The sequence below is a fragment of the Porphyromonas sp. C0041D3 genome (assembly GCF_056590575.1).
This window is the reverse complement of sequence record NZ_JBWPWJ010000003.1, coordinates 120429-141040: the sequence shown is the minus strand read 5'-3', so window position 1 is coordinate 141040 and position 20612 is coordinate 120429. Positions and strand designations below refer to the sequence as shown.

Here is a 20612-nt window from a genome sequence, read left to right as displayed (position 1 = left end):
AATCAGAGAAACCATGACCCGTAGCCGTTGCCACCGGTACCGGTCACACCGTGAGTCTTGAGGTTGGAGACCGCCTCATACGCCTCTTGAGGCTTCAGCCCGATCTCCCGTCCCAGCTGGAAGTAGTAGGGCTCATTGGGATCCGGGTCCGTAGGGTCGCTGTCAAAGACGGTGGCATACTGCTTCATCGGGATATTGATCCGGATGATCTCCTGCCAGCCCGACTCGGGTCGCAGATCGTCAAAGTCAGCGCAGACAAAGTCGTTGTGAGGGGCCTTGCCATTGCGTGCATGCTCCGCATCCTTATCCGCGGGGATGACCCTTTTCTTGCCTTTTTCGCACTTCATCACCTGTACGGCGAGGTAAAATTGGGGCTGCAGGTAGCTTCCACGCTCATACTTTACTCCACCGCCCATATGTGGCTTCGTTCGTGCTAGAGGCCACTGGCGGTAGTCGGCACCCTCGTCCTGGAAGTCAAATTCGAGGTGCCCCTTCAGGCCTACATAGTCCTGGTCCTGGGGCAGCGAGGCGAGGTAGTACTGGCTCCGGATCAGTGGTGGCAGGAGGCGGATGTTGTAGAGCGTCCGCACGCCATCCGCCATGTCGTCCTGTGTCCAGGTGTCACGATAGGTGTAGGTAAAGATGTAGGGTCGCGTCAGAGCCCTCCGCTCCTCCAGGCTCTTCGCACCGGCAAAGAGAGCGGCCGGGACAGGCTTCTCCTCTCTGAAGGCACGCTCATCCAGCGCCATCGGTCGGTCGATCATGGTCATCTCCTCGGGTGAGAGACCATTGCGGAAGCGCACGTCCATCACATCGTAGGGCTGACCCTTGTCGTCTCGGTCGCTGACGGAGAAGAAGATCTGATACTCCTCTGAGGCGTCGTAGATCTTGTCGTTGATCGGGTTCCCCTTCTTGTCATAGAAGTAGAAGCAGAGTCCCCAGAGCTTCTTCGTCCCGCCGATGATGCGGAAGTACTCCGGTCCTACGGTGTCAAGAGCCTGCCCCCTCTCCTTCGCTGCCTCCAGCTCCAGGAATGTGGCTGTCGACTCTCGATCCATCTCCACGCGGATGCCGTCGGGGGTATTGTGGATGACGCAGAATTGCTCCTGCTTCCAGGGCGCATTGGGGTAGACGTAGTTGCCGTGGAGCTTGCCCTGACCATGGTCGTGCCCCTCCTTGATCATCACGAGGCAGGTGGCCCAGTCGGCGAAGGCACCATCGGGGTCGGGATTTGGGAGTGTCCCCTCCACCACGGGTCCGTGATCCTCCTCGGTGGCGAGGTGCTTGTCGAGGAAGTAGAGGTCCGCCTTGGTCGTGGGGGTCTTCTTATTGATCAGTGGGTTGCGATCCTCCGGGACGGAGACGTCGAAGAGCATAAACTTGCGGCACCCGCTGCAGAGTAAGAGCAGCGAGGTAAGCATCAGGAGTATGGGAGTCTTGATGGTCTGCATGGCTGTGTGATCTTAGAATAATACACTCGGACGGCGACGATAGTAGCTATTGTCTTCTCCGTAAAACATCTCCCTCAGCTCAGTCTCCGAGGCATCGGGGTAGTACCGCCTGACATCGCTCACCAGTCGCTCCACCGGTCCGTCAGCATCAGCGATCACCCGCACGGAGATCGGGTAGCACATGTCAAAGCTATTCCACGAGCGAGAGATCTCGTGGGACTTGTAGGTGGTCACGCCGTCAAAGGGTGGAGCCTGGTTACCTCCGTTGGTCATGTATTTCCCAAAGAGGAATCGGGTGCTCTCCCCATTGCTCGGCTGTGTCAGGATGTGGGCGATGGAGACCTTGAGCTGGAAGAGGATGTCCGACTGCTTAAAGTTGAGTATCCCCTTCATCCCCATCGGCTCCAGTGGGTACAGCCCGCCGTCACCCTCCTCGTAGATTCCACGGCGGAAGCGGAGGAGGTTGACGATGTGTCCCGTCCGGATCCGTCCGAGGTCGTCCTGATCCTCAAGGACTGTCCCGAGAGACTCCTCCACAGGGTCGGTGTCGCGGTACTCGTAGTCGAAGATCTCCGGCGTGAGCTTATTGAGTGCATAGGAGTCAAGCGACTTGTAGAGCCGGTAGTCCCTCCCTTGGTATCGGTAGGTCTCCTCCACACTCTTGGTAGAGGTGCGTCGCTCCGACTCGAGTGCCAGAGCGTAGTCGTACCTCAGACCATCGGGCTTATGACCCTCAGTGGGGACAAAGACATTTGCCTGCGACATACGTGTCGCCGGGAGTAGTCCCCCGTTGGCATCGGTCTCAAAGGTGTAGCGATCGATGTAGAGGCTGTCCGGCGTCATGGGGAAGGCGATTGGCAGTCCGGAGAGGGAGTAATTGTCGATGGTGAAGAAGTGCTGGTGCACGAGTAGGGTCGAGTTGGGGTCATCGTAGCCGACGTCCCTCGGTGTCTTACCCTCCATGGCGTGCCAGCGAGTGAATTGGTGGTTGATCAGCTGACCATTTATGTCGTAGTACTTCAGCTCGAGCGCATAGCAGTACCTACTGCTCTTCACCACATCGAAGTGCTCTCTCGGTGAGACGATCGTCATATTCCCGTCCTCATCCTTGGAGATCTTGATCTCTTGGTAGAGCGGCACCGGCGTGGGCTTTTGGTCATCGAGGTCATAGGCGGTGAAGTAGTAAGGCTCATCGCTCACCTCGCCCGCCGGATCGGCGTGCCGCACCGCCAGTCTCAGGATGGCCTGCACGGTGTAGATCTGCTCGTGTCCCACCACCACGGTCTCGATGAAGGGGGCGGGCGCTTTCACTATCTTCTGCATCGTATCCTTGCAGCCTGTGAGAGCCAGGAGGAGGATAGCGATGGCGGGTAATATCTGTCTCGTCATATTCATTTTGCTTTAAAACTCTACTACGGTGCGGATCGTATACTTGGCTCCCATCGCGTGAGCAAAGAAGCGGAAGCGATCGGTGTACTCCTTGTACAGCGCGTTCAGCATATTGTCAGCCACCAGCATCAGCTTGACGCTTCGTCCGCCGGGGAGATCATACTTCAGCTCTGCATTGGCATTGAGGAGGAAGTAGGGGTCCGGGGAGTCTGGGGCCAGGTCTTTCTCCGGATCAAAGCGCACCTGCTTTGTCACATACTTACCGTCCAGCGTCACATCGGCGTGCCACCTCCGCTCCTTACCGAAGTCGATCCGGTAATTGGCACCCAGACCATAGCGATCCGAGGGCATAAAGGGCAGCCAGCAATTCTGCGTGAGGTTGCGGGCGTTGATCCATTCACCGGTCATCTCTATCGAGAGACCGCTCAGCGGCTCCACCCTGACGAGGAGGTCCCCACCAAAGAGTCGGGCATTGTCCTGACCGTAGATAAATTGCGGGTACTTCCCGCTCGGGTGATTGTGGAAGCGTCTCGCCCCCTGCCCGATATTGTCGTAGATGTAGTTGTGTACGTACTGGCAGAATGCACTCGGCTCGATCAGCAGCCACTCATTGCGGTAGCCCATCCCGAGGACCGGCTTCACGCCCACCTCCGGGAGGAGGTCCTTATTTCCCACCACCCAGTAGGTGCCGTGATGGAGACCGGTGGCGTAGAGCTCGTTGATGTCCGGCGGTCTCCAGGCAAGACCGACATTGAGCCGGACGTCATAGTTGTCGTTCAGTCTGTAGTGTGCTGCCAGACTGCCCGTGATGGCGGCGTAGACCTTAAAGTCTCTGTAGTACTTAAAGGAAGCGAGACTCGTGTAGCCATGCACGTCCATGGCCTTGTAGTCGTACCGCAGACCTCCCGAGAGGTCGAGGTTGCCGAGCTTCATCTTGTGGATCACGAAGCCACCGAGGGTCAGTGCGGCAAAGTTCGGGATAAAGGCGGGCTGCTTCGTCCCGGGGACATTGTAGTTGTACTGATAGCTGGAGCAGAGACCCGCCTGAGTAGACATGCCGAGCACCTTCCAGTCGCCTTCCCACGCCAGGTCAGAGGTCATGGTGGTGAGGAGGAGGTCCTGCATCGGCAGCCAGCTGAGGTCATCCCGCTTACGGTTCTCAAATTCCTGCCTCAGGTTATCCTGATACGATACCTTCAGCTCCAGATTGTGTCCCTCCGCCACGCGATAGTCCACCTCGCCCTTGAGGGTAAAGTGCTGTGTCTGCTGGAAGGGCGGCTTGATCTCGTAAGAGAAAGGCTTGATCATACTCTCATCCGGGCGCCCGATCTCGAAGCGTGTCATCAGCTGCTCAAGGTCGGAGACGGAGCTGAAGAAGTAGATCCCGCTGCGAGACGTATAGAGGCTCGAGAAGAGCGTCGCCGTGATAGGCCCATGCTCGTAGCCGGCGTAGGCGGAGAAGCCGATGTTGTTAAATCCCGTGTTATTGAGCAGATACTCGGCCGTCCCATAGTCGCCCGACTTATTGTACATCGCATGGAGACGCATCCCCCAGTCGCGGTAGCCGACCTCCACCGATCCCGCACCATCGAAGGCTCGCCCATTGGTGGCATATCCGAGGTTGATCTTGCTCCGTGCGTAGAGTCGCTTGTGTCCATAGGGTAGGGTCGCTTGATTGAAGAGCACGACGCCACCGAGAGCACCCTGGCCGTAGCGGACGCTCTCCGCCCCCTTGATCACCTCGATGATCGAGGCTCCGGTATGGTCGATCTCCGGAGCGTGGTCCTCACCCCAGCTCTGGCTCTCGAGGCGGACACCGTTGTTGACCAGCACGATGCGGCTGCTGTGCATTCCCTGGATCACCGGCTTGGAGATGCTGCTCCCGGCACTGATGGAGCTGACTCCGGGGACCGACTCAAGGAGCTTGGCAAGGTTGAGCGACGTCCCCTTCTCGAGCGTCGCCGCCTGCACAGCCACTGCCTGCTGGAGGTTGGTCGTGTGCTTGAGCCGACCCTCGACGACTAATTCGTCAAATAGGGTCGCATCCTCCTCCAGTCGGATCGTCAGTTGGCCCTCCTTGCCCAGTGTGATCGTCTTCTCATAAGGTCTGAAGCCGAGAAACGAGGCGGAGATCTTTACTCTCCCTGTCCCGGGAGCAAAGGCGAGCGTGCATCGCCCCTGAGGATCGGTTACCTGGGTGCGACGAGCAGAGGGCGACTTGACGATGGCTCCGACGACGGGCTCTCCGCTGTCCGCCTCCACGACGGTGATGACGAGCAAGAGATCCTTGGGGGTCGCCTCTGTCGCCCTCGCTTCCGGTGTCAGGAGCGACAGCGTCAGGAGCAGCGGGACAAGGATCCTGCAGATGCTGTGTAGTGGTGACTTGTGCATGGGGATGTATCCTTACGAGTGGTGATTGCCGTTAGAGGCAATGCGGTTTTATGACTTTTTTATACCAAGTGTGATTTATTTTACACTGCTGCAAAGGTAGGAGCTAATTGGGCGCTGCTCCATCACCTCTTGTTGGTATTTCCCTCCCCGCTTTATACTCACAAAGGATGACTACTCGCCCATAGGCGCATGACGACTCTGCCGGACTCCGGGGTGGTCTAGTGCGGTGATGACCCCATAGTGCCGATGGCGGTCTAAGCGCTTGCAGATGTGTCCCATCCCCACGGGACTGGAGTCCCACCCCTGCGGGACTGGAGTTCCATCCCTATGGGACTGGAGTCTCTCCCACAAGAGAGTGCAGGTAGGGGTGACGCATTTAGGCATTAGGGTAATCATATATCAATGGGGGCTCATCCGTGAGGCACCCGAAGGGTGCTCGCTCCATAGGCATCGGTCATCCGCGAAGCGGTGACCGATGTACAGAGACCCGTCCCCCTCCTCCCCCTCGACCCCTTGCGGGTCGCCGAGCAAAAGCCCCCCTCCCCTCTACCCAGCTAGGGTGTCGCACTTACGAGTCAGTCAACCAGTGCGACACCCTAGCGGGGTCGCTTGCAATGCCTGATCCCCGGGTCGTCGGGGCTTCGCCCCTCGACCTGGGGCTAAAAAGCGGGCGCCCCTGCCGGGGTGCGGCGCAGTTCGTCCGACCCGTCCGACTCGTCCGATAAGAGGGCACCGCTCTAATGCGTCACCCCTGGCCTCCCGGAGCTTTCCCCGCTCCCACGGGCGCTATTTTGGTACCTTTGCTGGGAGAGACAGAGGAGAGAGACAAGATGGACTTTGAACTCATATCAAGCTACAAGCCGACCGGTGACCAGCCTCGGGCGATCGCTGACCTGGTCCACGGCGTAGAGCGGGGGCAGCGCTTCCAGACGCTGCTCGGCGTCACCGGCTCCGGTAAGACCTTCACGGCGGCCAATGTGGTGGCCGAGGTGCAGCGGCCGACGCTGGTGCTGTCGCACAATAAGACACTGGCGGCGCAGCTCTACGGAGAGTTTAAGAGCTTCTTCCCCCACAACGCTGTCGAGTACTTCGTCTCCTACTACGACTTCTACCAGCCGGAGGCCTATCTCCCCACCAACGATCTCTACATCGCCAAGGACATGTCGATCAACGACGAGATCGAGAAGCTCCGTCTCCGCACCACCACCCAGCTGCTCTCCGGTCGGCGCGACATCATCGTCGTCGCCTCCGTCTCCTGCATCTACGGTATGGCCAATCCTAAGGATTACGCCGCCAAGAAGATCCTCATCCGGACCGGTCAGCAGATCGAGCGGGACGATCTGCTCCATCAGCTGGTGCAGATCTACTACACGACCGCTCAGGGGGAGTTTAAGCCCGGCACCTTCCGCTCCAAGGGCGACACTGTCGACCTCTTCCCCGCCGTGGAGGACTACCAGGGGATCGCCTACAGGATCGAGTTTTGGGGCGACGAGATCGACCGGATCTCCTCCTTTGTCCCCCTCACCGGTGAGGAGATCGAGGAGCTGGACGAGGTTTTTGTCTACCCGTCCAATCTCTTTGTCACCACCAAGGAGCAGACCGACTGGGCGATGGCGGAGATCAAGAAGGATCTTGACAAGCAGACGAGCCTCTTCGAGCAGGAGGGGAAAAAGATGGAGGCTGACCGGCTCTACGAGCGAGTCACCAACGACCTCGCCATGCTGGAGGAGCTCGGCTACTGCTCCGGCATCGAGAATTACTCTCGCTACTTCGATGGGCGCAAGCCGGGCGAGCGGCCCTACTGCCTCCTCGACTACTTCCCCGAGGACTACCTGATGATCATCGATGAGAGCCACGTCACGATCCCCCAGGTGCGGGGGATGTATGGTGGCGACCGGCAGCGGAAGGAAAACCTCGTCTCCTACGGCTTCCGCCTCCCGGCAGCGATCGACAATCGCCCGCTCCGCTTCGACGAGTTTGAGCAGATGCAGGGCGATGTGATCTATGTCTCCGCCACGCCGGGCGACTATGAGCTGGAGAAGAGCGACGGCATCATCGTCGAGCAGCTGATCCGCCCGACAGGCCTCCTCGACCCGAGGATAGAGGTTCGCCCGACTGAGAATCAGATCGATGACCTCGTCGATGAGATCAATACCCGCATTGAGAGGAATGAGCGGGTGCTTGTCACCACGCTGACGAAACGGCTGGCGGAGGAGCTGGCGGAGCACCTCGCCGACCTCGGGATCAAGACGGAGTACCTCCACAGCGAGGTGGTGACGATCCGCCGTGTGGAGATCATGGAGGGGCTTCGGCGGGGAGACTTTGACGTGCTGGTCGGGGTCAACCTCCTCCGTGAGGGACTCGACCTGCCGGAGGTGTCGCTCGTCGCGATCTTTGACGCCGACAAGGAGGGCTTCCTCCGCAACCACCGCTCCCTCACCCAGACTGCCGGTCGTGCCGCACGTAATGTCAATGGTCTTGTCATTTTTTACGCCGACAAGATCACCGACAGCATGCGGATGACGATGGACGAGACTGAGCGGCGACGAAAGATCCAGATGGCGTACAATGAGGAGCACGGCATCACGCCCCATCAGGCGATCAAGTCCTCCACCAGCTCGATCCTCGACATGACCGGGCCGAGCAAGACAGCCGATGCTGCCACCCCGCGGGAGTACCGCATCGAGCACGCCAAGGAGTCAGCGGCGGAGAAGAGCCTCGACTTCCTCAGGACGGATAACCTCGCCGACAAGATCGAGAAGACCCGCGAGGCGATGCAGGCAGCCGCCAAGGCGCTCGACTTCGTCGCCGCAGCCCAGCTGAGAGACATCCTCTTCGAGCTACAGGCAGAGGAGGGCGGCTCAGAGGTGGCGACGGAGCTGGAGAAGAGTGCCGCCAAGCGCATCGCCGCGCGCGACCACGAGCGGTCGGCGCACGAGGCGAATAAACTGGGGAAGAAGAGGCGCTGACCCATGACCGACAGCTCCTGGATGACGCCTGGACAGCGGGAGGCGATGGAGTGCTTCCGCTCCTTCATCAGCAGCGATGACGAGACCGTCTTCGTCCTCCGGGGCTACGCCGGCACCGGCAAGACCACCCTCCTCCGCTCCTTTGTCGACTACATCAGCGACCTCGGCGCACTCTATGTGCTTGCCGCCAGCACCGGCCGTGCGGCCAAGATGCTCACCCTCCGCACCGGCATGGAGGCGCAGACGCTCCACTCGCTCATCTACCACTTCCACCGCTTCGGCGACAGCATCAAGGACCTCCTCGAGGATGAGAAGGAGGAACACCGACATCCATTGTCGGACGAGGAACCGGCGGAGGAGATGCTCTCCCTCTTCAGCGCCTCCACCATCTCCGATGATGAACGGCAGTGGGGGCTGCGGGTCTACTTCATCGACGAGGCATCGATGATCTCCGATCGGGAGACGAAGGGCGGGATGCTCAGCTTCGGTAGTGGCAACGTTCTCGCCGACCTCTTTAAGTACGACCCCGAGGGGAAGTTTGTCTTCGTCGGTGACGACAGTCAGCTGCCGCCCGTGGGGCAGGACTACTCGCCCGCTCTCGTGCCGGAGTATATGGAGATGCTCTACGATGTCCGCGCCACAGGCTGCCAGCTCACGGAGATCGTACGGCAGGATAGCCAGAGTGGCATCGTCCTCGCCGCCGCTGAGATCCGAGCCCTCTACCTCGATCCCCCGGAGGTGAAGTGGGGCACCCTTCCCCTCAAGGGCTACGACGACATTGTGATCTGCGACGATCAGGAGACGCTTGTGAGCGACTACCTCACGGCGATTGGCGACAAGGACTTCGACCGCTGCACCTTCATCTCTCTCTCCAATAAGCGCTGCGCCGAGGTCTCTCGTCGTGCGAGGGAGCTCTACGGCTATATGGCGCCCGTGGAGGTGGACGACCTCCTCCTCGTCACCCAAAACGACCTCACCACCGGCCTTGCCAATGGCGACCTCATCGAGGTACTCGAGGTCTCCCTCTCACGGAAGAGGGTCCGCGGCGGGGTCACCTTCGTCCCCATCCGGGTGCGGAATATCGACGACAGTGCCGAGTACGAGACCCTGCTGATCCTCGACCTGCTGGAGCAGGACGCCCCGGGACTCTCCTCCGCCGACTACAAGGCGCTCTACAAGGACTTCGCTGTCCGGATGCGGAAGGAGGGGACAAAGCCCGGCTCTCGGGGCTTCCGGAAGTCCCTCCGGGAGGATCCCTACCTCAATGCACTTCACTGCCGCTACGGCTACGCCCTCACCTGCCACAAGGCGCAGGGAGGCGAGTGGCCCGAGGTCTTCATCGACCTGCCGGTCTGGCTGATGAAGGAGCCCAAGAGCGAGGCCTATCGCTGGGTCTACACCGCCCTCACCCGCGCCAGGTCCGTCGCCCACCTCGCCAAGTCCTTCGTCATCAAGTAACAGAAAAGTCACAAGATCTTCATCACGGTTCGGCCTGAAAAGTGTACCTTGCTTGCGTGGTGAAGTAGTCACCCGCTATTTAAGGACTTAAGCAATGTGATCTTATGGAAAGTACCATGTTCAGATTCACACTTCTGGGTCTGCTGACACTCCTTATGGCAGGATGTGTCAATCAGCAAAGTCCCCTGGATCCTCAGGGATCTGCTGAGCTGTCTCACGACCGACAACTCATGCATCGTACATGGGAGCAGGTCTATGTACAGTCTGACTTTGGGTTCCTTCCGAGCTTTTCCGACAGGGTGCTTCTCCCTGCCGGTGGTGTGGAGACCTCTCTTTCGGATGAGGCGAATGTGGAGACCCTAAGTGAGCTTGTCGACTTCCTAGACAGCAAGCTTGTGGGTGTCGTGCCGCCGGAGGGCTTCTACTTCCGGGCAATGGCTGACATCACTCTGACGGTCAACCGAGAGAGTGGTCGCATCTCGGTAGATCAGATCGTCCTGCAGAGATATGATCAGATGCCAAAGGACATCCTCTTCCCTTATGCCGCTGCTGAGGCTATACTTCAGACGGATCATCCCGACTTGGATCCAACACAGATCCTATTACGCACGGCTAAGTCCAGGAAGTATGCCATTGAGTGTGAAGGAGGAGAAAAGGACGGCGAGCGAATTGTCGTGGAGAGAACTATCTCCGGAGCCAAAAAGGCTTTTAAATTCACCGATGAGTGCATTGACGGAGGTGGCTGCACGAAGACCTGCAAAGCCAATCTGACACTAGTCCTCTGAGTCGTTTCCTTAGTAAACAACTCTCGCCCCTGTCGATCGTGACGGAGTCGAGAGCTTTTTTTGCGCCAATGTCGATGGTGACGTATGTGGAAATCGTCAGTCGGTGGTAGGCCTGCATCCGAAGGATGCCTATGGAGTGAGCGCCCCTGCCGGGGTGCTACCCTCCTTACCACAACGATCCACCTCCCGATGGGTAATGGATCCCGTCAGGGATCCCAGTTTCCTATCCACAGGTCGAGCCGCAATAGCGGCGAAGACCTGTGGGCAGATCGACGCTCTGACCACGACCCATTGCGGGTCGCAGGGAGAGGGGATGGCTGCTCCGCGACACCCTTGCGGGGTCGCGATCGTTTGTGATGCCTGAGCCACTGGTCTTCGGGGCTACGCCCCTCCGACCAGTGGCTAGGAAGCGAGCACCCGAAGGGGTGCCCTGCTGACCTCCTTAGGGGACCCCGGTAGGGGTCCATTCTTCTTAGCTGTAAGTTTGTCACAGGATCGTTGAGGGGCTTTTGAGCCCCGCTCAAAAGCCCCTCAACGCCACTCAAACAAAGGAGATAAATCTTTTGGGAGCTGGTGCTCCTGACAGCAGGGTTAGTATCGTATCTTTGTTGTATGAAGAGCGGCACTAACCGACTGAGAGGAAGGTAAACCATCTGTTTAGCAGGGATTGAAAAATCCATCCCGGGCTATGGACCTCCTCTCGGTCAAGCTGTTAAAAGCCAGATAAATAGATAGGAAGAACCTAATTACAGCTTTTGACTAAAACAGCTTTTGTCGCTTAGTACCGCTCAAACAAAAAGCAATCAAAGTTATGAAGAAAACTCTATTTATCGGCATTGACTTTGCCAAAGCGAATTTTGTCGCTTCTGCTCTTCTTGGTGAGGATCCGGATCCGGTTTGCCTGAACAAGTCCTTCTCCAATGATGATAAGGGCGCTAAGGCACTCATATCGTGGATCGTAAAGCTCCTCCCTGAGACGTGCTCACTCTCCGATGTACTGGTCTGCGGGGAGCATACCGGGAGCTATAGTCTCCTCCTGCCACGGAGACTTTTTGACGCCGGAGTTGACTGCTGGCTGGAGAACGCCGTCTGTATCAAGAACGGCTCCGGAAGGATCGTCCGAGAGAAGTCTGACTCGGCGGACGCAACTATGATCGCCGAGTATGCAAGGACTTTCTATCAGAAAAGGGTCAGACTCTTTGTCCCCGAAAGTCCGGTCCTCTCGGAGCTCAGGGAGTGCAACGACATCAGACGACGTCTCGTGAAGGAGCAAGCCGGACTGATGTGCAAGAGACATGATGCCGAAGTCCGTCTCAAGGCTAAGCCCGGCAGCAAGGCCATCGTGATGAATATAAAAATCCTGGACAGACAACTGGCTTACATCAAAGAGCAGATTGCCAAGGTAGACCGACAAATGTGCAGTCTCATAAGGGCTGACAAGAAGCTCACCAGGATCAATGATATCATCGTCAGCATCAACGGTGTGGGACCGGTAACTGCTATCGCATTGATTGTCCTCACGAGCGGCTTTACGACATTCGGCTCCAAGAGGTCTCTATCCTGTTTCCTCGGGATAGCCCCCTTCAGAAGCGAGTCCGGCACGTCCATACAAAACGGATCCCATAGGAGCAGACAGGCTGACTCCTACTACTCGGGACTTCTGTATATGGTCGCCGTCTCAGCTATGAATTGGAATCCTGAGATCGCCCTCTACAGGGAAAGGCTGCTCAAAAAGGGCAAGTCGAAGCTCGTCATCATCAATAACATTAAGAATAAGCTGATCACTATAATATGGGCTATGGTGAAGAACGACACCTTATATGATCCCGATCACCACCTCAAAGTAGCTCAACAATATCAGACCGCATAAAATTTCTACCCAAAAAGTTTGGTGGTTAGCATAAATAGCCCGGGTGTCGAGGCACGAAGTGCCGAAGACCCCGGGTCTTCTCCGACCCCGATAGGGTGTCGGTCCCTCTGGTGATCACCATTACGAGCGACCCCTGGCGGGGTCGTCGGGAGGGGGAATATCGATTTTCCCGGGGTCGTCGGGGCATTCGCCCCTCCGACACCCGGGCTACGAAAAACGCACCCCTGCCGGGGTGCCCTCCCCGCTGACCTTCTTAGGGTTATCGGACAGGGTCACCAATGCTTACTCGCACCGGTAGCAGGCGATGAAGATTCCCTGAGTCCTACGTATTGTCTTTCCGATTTGCTCTCTTAATTCTCCTATTCAGTAATGTGGCGAGATACCACGCGACGGGCGCCAAGGCACCTACCAAAGCAGCAGTCCACAAACTGGTTCGATCTAAACAGGATATTGGTGCCACTAAAAATATAACGACAATGACTGCATAGATTAGTATAAAGAGAAGTAGCTGTGTGGCGCTTACTCTTTGTTCCCTTTTGATACTCATGCTTGCATCTCCAATATTATCCGCTTACTCGCGCCGGTAGCCGGCGATGGCGTCGGCGATGGAGATGCCCTGGGTGATCCGCTTCGCCATGCCGATGCCGTCCCGCGCCCCGCCGGCGATCTGCAGTCCCGGGTACTCCGCCTCCAGTCGGCGGATGTCCTCGTGGATCCCCTCCGTCGTCAGGTCGTACTCCGGTATGGCGTGGCTATAGGGAGCGACGAAGACGAGGTCCGGCCGGATCTCCCGCGGGATCCGCATCATCTCGTACAGCTCTGAGAGGGCGATCTTCTGCCGCTCCTCGAGGCTCGTCCCGGTCACCAGCTCCGGATTGCGCAGACCGCCCATAAATATCGTGAAGAGCGCACTGTCCTCATACGGCACCCGCCCATCGAAGCAGGAGGAGGGGAAGAGGATCCCCAGCACCCGCCGCCGCTCGCAGGTCGGCACCAGCGCACCGAAGGCCCGTCGCTCCACCCCGGGGAGGTGGTCAAAGCCCACCACCACCTCGGTGATCGGGGCGTAGACCAGCGTCTGTATGCGATCGAAGCGCCCCGCCCAGTCGTCCGGGAAGAGAGGGGAAAGGAGGTCGGGACGGATCGTCGTCACCACATGGTCGCACCGGACCGTCTCGCTCTCTCCCCCGGAGGTAAAGGTCACCTCATACCGGTGATCCTCCACGGGACGGATGCGGATATCTGTGGCGCCGGTGACGAAGCGGCCACTACGGGAGGCCTTCCGCTCGATCCCCTCGATCAGGCGCGAGAGCCCACCGACGACGTTGAAGACCTTCTTCGTCGCCTTCTTGTCCCGCTCCGTCGGCTTCCGCTCCCTCATCAGCTTCATCGAGCCACCGATGAAGCTCCCATACTTCCGATCCAGGTCGTAGAGCTTAGGCAGCGCCAGCCGTGTCACCAGCTTGTAGGGGTCGCCCGCATAGACCCCGCCAATGAAGGGATCCACTGCGTAGTCCACCATACTCTTCCCGAGGCGCCTCTCGGCGAGGTCCCCAACGCTCTCATTGGGGTCGGTGCCCCGCTTCACGAGGGGCTCGAAGGGGATGTGCAGCTTATCCCGCCACGAGAAGAGCGGGGTGGTGAGACCGCTGATCGGGCCCGACGGCAGCGGGTGGAAGCGGTCTCCTTTCCAAATCCAGCGCGCCTCCGAGGCCGACTTCGCCACCTCCATCTCCGCCTCCGGGGCGACGTACTCAAAGAGCTCCGTCACCTCGGGCGTGGAGACCGAACCGGTATTGGGCCCGGTCTCAAAGGTGTACCCCCCCTGCTGACGTGTCTGGATCTGTCCCCCCAGTCGCTCCTCCCGCTCGAGGAGGAGGAAGGGGATCTCGTGCATATCGCACCCTGCCGCCACCGACATACCTGTAAGTCCCCCGCCGATGATCACCACGCGGGGCTGCTGCTTATCCTCTACTGTCATACTCTATCTATTCTTTGGTTACGACAAAGGTAGGGAAAAAAGAGGCCAATGGTTTACAGGCTCCGGTGCGTCGCCATTGAGAGCCCCCCCCCCCCGGTGAAAGGAATGCATCTCTGCTGGGGTGCCACCCGCCTGTCAATCTCGCCTGGCGATCCCGCAGGGGCGAAGCCCCGGAGGGATCATCGCTTTTTAGACCGGGAGTCGAGGCACGAAGTGCCGATGACCCTGGGAAACGACGACGCATTTAAGGCTCTTTGACACGATTGTAAGTAATTATGTATTAAACACTTACGAGGTCGTTATAAATCGCCACCGAGAAACCACCATTTTTTTAACTCTTTTGGAGACGATCCACGAGCTGAGACCACGTTTCACCATTGCGGATCATCTCACCCTCGCCGGTGAGTAACCAGGTGCCACTGATCTCAAAGTCACGGACGAGGTAGGAGAGCCAGTCCGGCTTAAACTTGGACTTCGTGCGGTCGCTCCTTTGCCCGTAAAAGTTATTTCGAGGGATGTCGTACTGCTTGCAAAAGTCATAGATGGAATTGACCGCTTGGAAAGCGATCAAGTGTGGAGTAAAATCGCTCCATCACCTTAAGGGCTTCGTCTGTTTGCATAGTTTCCTTTCTTAGATACTAAGTGACGGGAAGGTCAAGCAGTGGGATTACTCCACGTCGTTGTGTCCATAATGCATATTAGGAATGCTCTGTAAGTTTTTAATTATGGCGAATTCGCCATAATTAAAAACGATCGTGAAGGTTGGACAGGGGGGCCACTTTGCCGGGTGGGGCTAAGCAGCAGTGAGAATGCTTTTGCTTTTCTCGCTGTTTCTTTCGTCCCAGAGGATGAAGTCGGCGTTTCTCTGCTGGAGGGCTTCGAGGTACTTCTCGTCCGGGGAATTGTTTATGATGGCAAGACCTTTAAGGTGCTTTCCTGTCTGCTGCTCGCGTGTCTGCTTAATGTCCTGCCAGCCAAAAAGGAAGCTGGCAAGGCTATTCTGGCGGAGGGTGTTAAAGGTCTGGATGACTATCTCGCTGGAGTGACGAGCGATCTGGAAGTCAAAGGAGAACTCAAGTCCCGTGGCTCCCTTGGCTATAAACCCGGGGGTTATGATCTGTCCGAGGCTCTCAAGATAAGCCCTCACGTCATCGGCAAAGGTGGCTGATACGTTGTGGGTGGCGAGCGTGTCGAGATCTGATATTTGGATGATGGCGGAGAGGAGAGCGTGCTTTCTCTCAGCAAAGGTGGAGGGCGTAGCTGTGGTGGTAAGCTCCTTGGTCACTTCGTTCAGCTTAATGCCGTAGTTGGTCAGGATGTTTTGGACAAATATCCTTCTGGTCTTGACGATGGTCACGCCCGACAGCTCAAGGTTTGAGATAGTGGCACCGTCATCTGAGAGAGTAATGGTGTCGCCGGTCTTCTTCGCAAAGAGGTCAATGCCGTCATTAAAAAGTCCAAAGTAGGGGGTCGATATGGTCGCCCACCCTGTCTGCTCATCTACTTGCGACTGGGTATTGTCACGTATCCAGGCGCAGTAGTCGTCCAGGTATTTATCGATCCACATAATGCTATATGATTCTGGCGTTGAATAGAATCTGATTAAGCAGGTGTATTCTTTTAGCAAATTCCTGCACTGACTGCTTTACGTCGTCAGCTTCTGTCTCTTCTCTTATCTCCTTGACTGGAAAGTCGTCGCTGGTGAGTGGGATCGCCCACTTAAGTCCGGGGTACCCCTCCACGAAGAAATGAATGTGAGGGGTGTCCGGGCTGAATATTTCTCCAGCATACTGTTTTAGCCTCTCCGGTACCGAGGCTGATACATCGGTGGGATTGCGGTGCTTACCACCGTAGTCGACACGAAGCAACCCCTCCGAGCTGCCCTTTTCCTGATTGTGGAGTGTCAGCTTAAGGCGATTCTTAGAGGACTGATCTATGTTGAGGAGGTATTTTCTCTTCATATTGTCTTCAAGCGTGAGGCGCTCTCTGAGTGGGAATTGTTGTTTGAGCAGGAAGTCCTGAGAGGTCTCTGACTTGATTACTTCGTCTGCTAAGATAATTCTTTTCTCTGAGAGCAAGAGGTCGTCGGCTTCTTTTTGCGTGAGTGCCATATCGTTAGGGGTTCTTTGAGGAGGTTACTTTCTCGAGGAGGGCGATGAGGCGGTCCATCTGCTCCTGAGACTTGGCGAGCTGGGACTGGGAGGATGTGAGCTGGTTTTGGGCGATCTGGAGTGAGGTGGCAAACTTGCCCGCAAGGTCGGCGAAGTCGCCCGCCACGCTTGCGGAGACTTTGTTGCCGTTGCCGGTGATGGTATTGACCGCATTGCCGTTGCCCGTAACCGTCATACCCTCGCTGATCAACATCTCACCCTCGCCCGTAAGGAGCCAGTCCTTCGAAATAAAAGGAAATTCCTTTGTTAGCTTATCTGCGACCTCGTACGGGATCTCTGCTGTTTTTCCTCTTACTATATCCTGTAGCCTATAGGGAGGAAGTCCTATTCTCTTAGACAGAGAGGCTCTGCTCTCGCCTGTGTAGTCGAGGATCTTGAGTAGAATTTCACTTGCTTCCATATACTTCCAAGTGTTAAATGTTCAACAATCCAAGTCAGGATACTTTTTGAGAAGTGCCTGGATCCGATATCTATATTTTGCTTCCTCAGAGATAAATGCGACCACGAGATCTCCATTTTCATCTCTAAGTGTTCCTTTCTTGGGGTCACACCTCGCATTCCCTATCTCTTCCTCCAGCTGGGGATACTCTGATAACGCTTGGCGGAAGCGTTCATCGTTTGCGGGCTCAAACAGAGCAACACCGGCACGAAGTACTCTCAGTTCATTAGCCGGATCCTTTCTCCGTTTATAGATAATTCGTAGCCTCTCGTATGCGTGAGTAGCAAGATAACCGATAGAGATATTCTTCTCATACACTTTAATTGCTTCATCGATTTGTCCAAGCTTTTCCAACTCAATACCCCGGTTATTATTTTCACACGTTTCACCAAGCCGCTGATTGAACTCATCATACTCTTCCACGGAAGACTTCCATTCAGTGATCAAGTCTTCCGGAACAGAAACTACACGATTACGGTATCGGTCCAGCTCGCTCTCTATGTCATCAGGGAGAAAAATCCACTCATGCGGTGTCACACTGGACAAATCCAAAAACACCCTTTTATCTCCGTAGTGATGTCTTCGATATAGCTTTTCTAGACGAGCAGTAGTAAACCCATTATTAGGGTTTCGAGAGCTTGATCTACCAAAGAAGAGAGTAGACAAGACCAGCCCGAGAAAAACCGCAACCAAAAGGACAAAAAGGAAGATCCCAAAAGCCGCCATTAGTCCACAACTCCAAATTTTTCTATAACCGAGATCAGTCTGTCTATCTGGTCTTGAGCCCTCGAGAGTTGCTCTTGAGAGGTTCTAAGAGCTTCTGAAAAATTGTTTGCAAGGTCAAAAATATCTCCGGTAACATTAGCCGAGACCTTGATTCCATTTCCATTGACCGTATTTACAGCATTTCCGCTGCATGTAACTGTGGAGGATACGTTTTCAACTCCTGAGATCATATCACCATCACCGGTCAGGAGCCACTCGCGCCTAATATCTGGGAATTCCCTACTCATTCCCTCGAGTACGTCAGATGGGATGCGTACCGTTTGACCCCGTGCTATATCGTGCAGTTTTTGAGGTTTCACACCGATCATCTTAGCAAGAGCAGTGCGAGACAGATTGTAGTATGTACAGATAAGTTCTATTCGTTCGTCTAAACCCATGTGCTAATCTGTGTTAAAGTTGGAATAGTATTTGGCATTTGCTTGCTTACGAGTTGGAAAATTCCCTGCCTGTGTATCAACAAAAGAGATAAAGAGTTGATGGTGTTACTTTTTAGTCTCTATCAGGAACCAAAGGTAACAATAATAAAAAAACAAATAACAACAATGGGGACAGACAAAGACTACAGAGGCAGGGGGTGTCGCATTTGAGCCTTACAGCTAAGAAGTGATAATCCCTGTCGCTGTGCAATCCCGTCGACTGATTCCTCCCCTACTGCTATGGTCGGACGATCCCGCAGGGGCGAAGCCCCGGAGGGATCATCGGCTTTTAGCCCGGGTGTCGAGGCACGAAGTGCCGAAGACCGCGGGTAAGAAGGCGCAGGGAAAGAAATACGACCCCGCTAGGGTGTCGCACTCCCCGGGCAAGCTTGATAGTGCGACACCCTGGCGGGGTCGAGGGGATTTTTCCCCGCCGATCCATCCCGGGGTCGTCGTCGGGGCTTACGCCCCTCCTCGACACCCGGACTAAAAACCGAGCACCCCTGGCGGGGTGCCTCGCCGATGCCCCTCCGAGCACCCCTGCCGGGGTGCCATCTGACAGTCCCGCTATGCAGTGGTACCCCTGGCTGGGTGCCACGCCGACGCCCCTCCGACTGCCGGCAGATCCCGCTTGCGAAACCGCTTTTCCGTGCCCCCTGATCAGGCCCCTGAGAGTCAGGGGCAATTCTAATACCGATATTAGAGAAAACTAATATCGGTATTAGATCGGAGCGAGAATCTGTGTCGGGAGAATGGGGTACCTTTGTGAGAGAGAAATCAATCGACAATCAAGATATGACTGAGAAAACCGAGCGTAAGAAGATTACCGCAAGAGACTTTGCGGAGCTGAAGGGACAGCGGAAGCTCGCCTGCGTCACCTGCTACGACTATACCTCCGCCCTCCTCGTGGACAGGAGCCACATCGATGCGATCCTTGTGGGCGACTCGGCATCCAATACGATGGCGGGTCACCCGACGACGCTGCCGATCACGCTGGATCAGATGATCTACCACGTGCAGTGCGTGACACGTGCGGTGCGCCACTGCTTTGTGATGGGAGATATGCCCTTCGGCACCGTGCATGGGGACCCCTATGTCGCTCTGCAGAACGCCATCCGGATGATGAAGGAGGGCGGCTGTGATGCGGTGAAGGTGGAGGGCGGTCGCGAGGTCCGCGCCTCTCTGGAGATGATCCTCGGGGCAAATATCCCTGTGGTGGGGCACCTGGGGCTGACGCCTCAGTCGATCCACCGCCTCGGGGGCTATGGCCTGCAGGCGAGGGAGGAGGCGGCCGCCGAGCGACTGCTGGAGGATGCGCGGATGCTGGATGAGATCGGCGTCACGGCGATCACGCTGGAGAAGATCCCCGCCACCCTCGCCAAGCGGGTGACGGAGGCGGTCTCCGTGCCGACGATCGGCATAGGTGCCGGCCCCGATACCGATGCGCAGATCCTTGTGATGCAGGATATGCTGGGGATGACTGAGGGCTTCAGTCCGAAGTTCCTCCGCCGCTTCGGTGAGGTGGGGGAGGCGATGGTGCGCGCCTTTGATGACTACGCCGCCGCCGTGGCGGAGGGTTCGTTTCCCAACGAGACCGAGAGCTATTAATTTTCTATCAGAAAAAAAGATATGAGACTGGACGGAAGACAACAGAGCAGCAACGTAGAGGACCGGCGTGGTAGGCGGGTCAAGGGTGCCAGCATGGGCATCGGGGGCCTGATCGTCGTCGGGCTGATCACCTGGCTGATGGGGGGTAACCCGCTCGACGTGCTTCGGCAGGGCGGTGGCGCGATCGTCACGCAGCAGACGGCTCAGGAGGAGCCGTACACCCCGACGGCCGAGGAGGAGGAGATGGCCACCTTTGCCAAGGTGATCCTCAAGGGGACGGAGGATGCCTGGACGGAAATCTTTGCGAAGTATGGCAAGACCTACACGCCGCCGCGGATGGTACTCTATACCGATGCGGTGCAGAGTGGCTGCGGTGGGGCGTCGTCGCAGGTGGGTCCCTTCTACTGCTCGGCGGACCAAACCCTGTATATAGACCTCTCCTTCTTTAACCAGATGAAGACACAGCTCGGTGCCGGGGGAGACTTTGCCTACGCCTACGTGATCGCGCACGAGGTGGGGCACCATGTGCAGAACCTCCTCGGGACGCTCGATAAGGCGCATGCGCGGATGGCGCAGGTGAGCAAGCGGGAGGCGAATGCGATCAGCGTGCGGCTGGAGCTGCAGGCGGACTACTACGCCGGTATGTGGGCGCACTACGATGATGCGCGCTTCGGTTCTCTCGAGCCGGGCGACATCGAGGAGGGGATCAATGCGGCACACGCCATCGGGGATGATAAGCTGCAGATGGAGGCTCAGGGGTATGTGGTGCCTGATGCCTTCAATCACGGTACCTCTAAGCAACGCATGGCGTGGCTCTATAAGGGCTACCGCGAGGGGACGCTGGAGGGGGGCGATACCTTTAGCCTGCCCGATCCCTCGATCTGATAGTCGGGGGACT

At 57.0% G+C, this 20612-nt stretch carries 16 protein-coding genes; 6 read left to right on the top strand and 10 right to left on the bottom strand.

Annotated elements, in window-relative coordinates:
* Positions 1-2: 2 nt before the first annotated feature.
* The 3 genes from AC1EKE_RS03110 to AC1EKE_RS03100 are packed head-to-tail and all read right to left on the bottom strand — an operon-like array spanning position 3 to position 5231.
* The gene (locus AC1EKE_RS03110) at positions 3-1451 is read right to left on the bottom strand and encodes a hypothetical protein (RefSeq protein WP_480308141.1); all 1449 of its coding nucleotides are present in this window, start codon (positions 1449-1451) and stop codon (positions 3-5) included.
* 12 nt (positions 1452-1463) lie between these two features.
* On the bottom strand, positions 1464-2840 hold the full coding sequence (locus AC1EKE_RS03105; protein ID WP_480308139.1) for a hypothetical protein: 1377 nt from the start codon (positions 2838-2840) through the stop codon (positions 1464-1466).
* 12 nt (positions 2841-2852) lie between these two features.
* Entirely contained in the window at positions 2853-5231 is a 2379-nt protein-coding gene (locus tag AC1EKE_RS03100; RefSeq protein ID WP_480308137.1) for a TonB-dependent receptor, read from the bottom strand.
* Between the two features lie 830 nt (positions 5232-6061).
* Here AC1EKE_RS03100 and uvrB point away from each other — a divergent pair.
* The 4 genes from uvrB (at position 6062) to AC1EKE_RS03080 (ending at position 12313) form a co-directional block, all read left to right on the top strand.
* A complete protein-coding gene (uvrB, locus tag AC1EKE_RS03095) occupies positions 6062-8200 on the top strand; it encodes an excinuclease ABC subunit UvrB (protein ID WP_480308135.1) in 2139 nt (712 codons plus the stop codon).
* A 3-nt stretch (positions 8201-8203) separates the two neighbouring features.
* Positions 8204-9658 (top strand): ATP-dependent DNA helicase, encoded by a 1455-nt coding sequence (locus AC1EKE_RS03090; protein WP_480308133.1) that lies wholly within the window; start codon positions 8204-8206, stop codon positions 9656-9658.
* A gap of 116 nt (positions 9659-9774) precedes the next feature.
* A complete protein-coding gene (locus AC1EKE_RS03085) occupies positions 9775-10443 on the top strand; it encodes a hypothetical protein (protein WP_480308132.1) in 669 nt (222 codons plus the stop codon).
* 811 nt (positions 10444-11254) lie between these two features.
* Complete coding sequence (locus AC1EKE_RS03080; RefSeq protein WP_480308130.1) at positions 11255-12313, top strand: IS110 family RNA-guided transposase; 1059 nt, start codon at positions 11255-11257, stop codon at positions 12311-12313.
* 571 nt (positions 12314-12884) lie between these two features.
* Here AC1EKE_RS03080 and hemG read toward each other — a convergent pair.
* The 7 genes from hemG to AC1EKE_RS03045 form a co-directional block, all read right to left on the bottom strand.
* The gene (hemG, locus tag AC1EKE_RS03075; RefSeq protein WP_480308129.1) at positions 12885-14294 is read right to left on the bottom strand and encodes a protoporphyrinogen oxidase; all 1410 of its coding nucleotides are present in this window, start codon (positions 14292-14294) and stop codon (positions 12885-12887) included.
* A 331-nt stretch (positions 14295-14625) separates the two neighbouring features.
* Positions 14626-14865, bottom strand: coding sequence for a hypothetical protein (locus tag AC1EKE_RS03070; protein WP_480308128.1), 240 nt, complete (start codon positions 14863-14865; stop codon positions 14626-14628).
* Positions 14866-15087: 222 nt separating this feature from the next.
* Entirely contained in the window at positions 15088-15861 is a 774-nt protein-coding gene (locus AC1EKE_RS03065; protein WP_480308127.1) for a DUF1828 domain-containing protein, read from the bottom strand.
* A gap of 4 nt (positions 15862-15865) precedes the next feature.
* Complete coding sequence (locus AC1EKE_RS03060; RefSeq protein ID WP_480308126.1) at positions 15866-16405, bottom strand: DUF6978 family protein; 540 nt, start codon at positions 16403-16405, stop codon at positions 15866-15868.
* A gap of 4 nt (positions 16406-16409) precedes the next feature.
* Complete coding sequence (locus AC1EKE_RS03055) at positions 16410-16865, bottom strand: hypothetical protein (protein WP_480308125.1); 456 nt, start codon at positions 16863-16865, stop codon at positions 16410-16412.
* Between the two features lie 21 nt (positions 16866-16886).
* Complete coding sequence (locus AC1EKE_RS03050; protein ID WP_480308124.1) at positions 16887-17630, bottom strand: hypothetical protein; 744 nt, start codon at positions 17628-17630, stop codon at positions 16887-16889.
* On the bottom strand, positions 17630-17917 hold the full coding sequence (locus tag AC1EKE_RS03045) for a hypothetical protein (protein ID WP_480308123.1): 288 nt from the start codon (positions 17915-17917) through the stop codon (positions 17630-17632). The genes AC1EKE_RS03050 and AC1EKE_RS03045 overlap by 1 nt, the downstream gene beginning before the upstream one ends.
* A gap of 984 nt (positions 17918-18901) precedes the next feature.
* On the opposite strand from AC1EKE_RS03045, the gene panB reads away from it, so the two are divergent.
* Together panB and ypfJ are read left to right on the top strand one after the other, a co-directional pair.
* A complete protein-coding gene (gene panB / locus AC1EKE_RS03040; RefSeq protein WP_480308122.1) occupies positions 18902-19714 on the top strand; it encodes a 3-methyl-2-oxobutanoate hydroxymethyltransferase in 813 nt (270 codons plus the stop codon).
* Positions 19715-19735: 21 nt separating this feature from the next.
* A complete protein-coding gene (gene ypfJ, locus AC1EKE_RS03035; protein WP_480308121.1) occupies positions 19736-20599 on the top strand; it encodes a KPN_02809 family neutral zinc metallopeptidase in 864 nt (287 codons plus the stop codon).
* Positions 20600-20612 lie beyond the last annotated feature (13 nt).

What these genes read in the sequence shown, in the direction of transcription:
- AC1EKE_RS03110 (WP_480308141.1), bottom strand. Translation starts at nt 1,451, where the DNA reads ATGCAGACCATCAAGACTCCCATACTCCTGATGCTTACCTCGCTGCTC.
- hemG (WP_480308129.1), bottom strand. Translation starts at nt 14,294, where the DNA reads ATGACAGTAGAGGATAAGCAGCAGCCCCGCGTGGTGATCATCGGCGGG.
- AC1EKE_RS03055 (WP_480308125.1), bottom strand. Translation starts at nt 16,865, where the DNA reads ATGGAAGCAAGTGAAATTCTACTCAAGATCCTCGACTACACAGGCGAG.
- AC1EKE_RS03105 (WP_480308139.1), bottom strand. Translation starts at nt 2,840, where the DNA reads ATGACGAGACAGATATTACCCGCCATCGCTATCCTCCTCCTGGCTCTC.
- AC1EKE_RS03045 (WP_480308123.1), bottom strand. Translation starts at nt 17,917, where the DNA reads ATGAGTAGGGAATTCCCAGATATTAGGCGCGAGTGGCTCCTGACCGGT.
- ypfJ (WP_480308121.1), top strand. Translation starts at nt 19,736, where the DNA reads ATGAGACTGGACGGAAGACAACAGAGCAGCAACGTAGAGGACCGGCGT.
- panB (WP_480308122.1), top strand. Translation starts at nt 18,902, where the DNA reads ATGACTGAGAAAACCGAGCGTAAGAAGATTACCGCAAGAGACTTTGCG.
- AC1EKE_RS03090 (WP_480308133.1), top strand. Translation starts at nt 8,204, where the DNA reads ATGACCGACAGCTCCTGGATGACGCCTGGACAGCGGGAGGCGATGGAG.
- AC1EKE_RS03080 (WP_480308130.1), top strand. Translation starts at nt 11,255, where the DNA reads ATGAAGAAAACTCTATTTATCGGCATTGACTTTGCCAAAGCGAATTTT.
- AC1EKE_RS03065 (WP_480308127.1), bottom strand. Translation starts at nt 15,861, where the DNA reads ATGTGGATCGATAAATACCTGGACGACTACTGCGCCTGGATACGTGAC.
- AC1EKE_RS03050 (WP_480308124.1), bottom strand. Translation starts at nt 17,630, where the DNA reads ATGGCGGCTTTTGGGATCTTCCTTTTTGTCCTTTTGGTTGCGGTTTTT.
- AC1EKE_RS03085 (WP_480308132.1), top strand. Translation starts at nt 9,775, where the DNA reads ATGTTCAGATTCACACTTCTGGGTCTGCTGACACTCCTTATGGCAGGA.
- uvrB (WP_480308135.1), top strand. Translation starts at nt 6,062, where the DNA reads ATGGACTTTGAACTCATATCAAGCTACAAGCCGACCGGTGACCAGCCT.
- AC1EKE_RS03100 (WP_480308137.1), bottom strand. Translation starts at nt 5,231, where the DNA reads ATGCACAAGTCACCACTACACAGCATCTGCAGGATCCTTGTCCCGCTG.
- AC1EKE_RS03060 (WP_480308126.1), bottom strand. Translation starts at nt 16,405, where the DNA reads ATGGCACTCACGCAAAAAGAAGCCGACGACCTCTTGCTCTCAGAGAAA.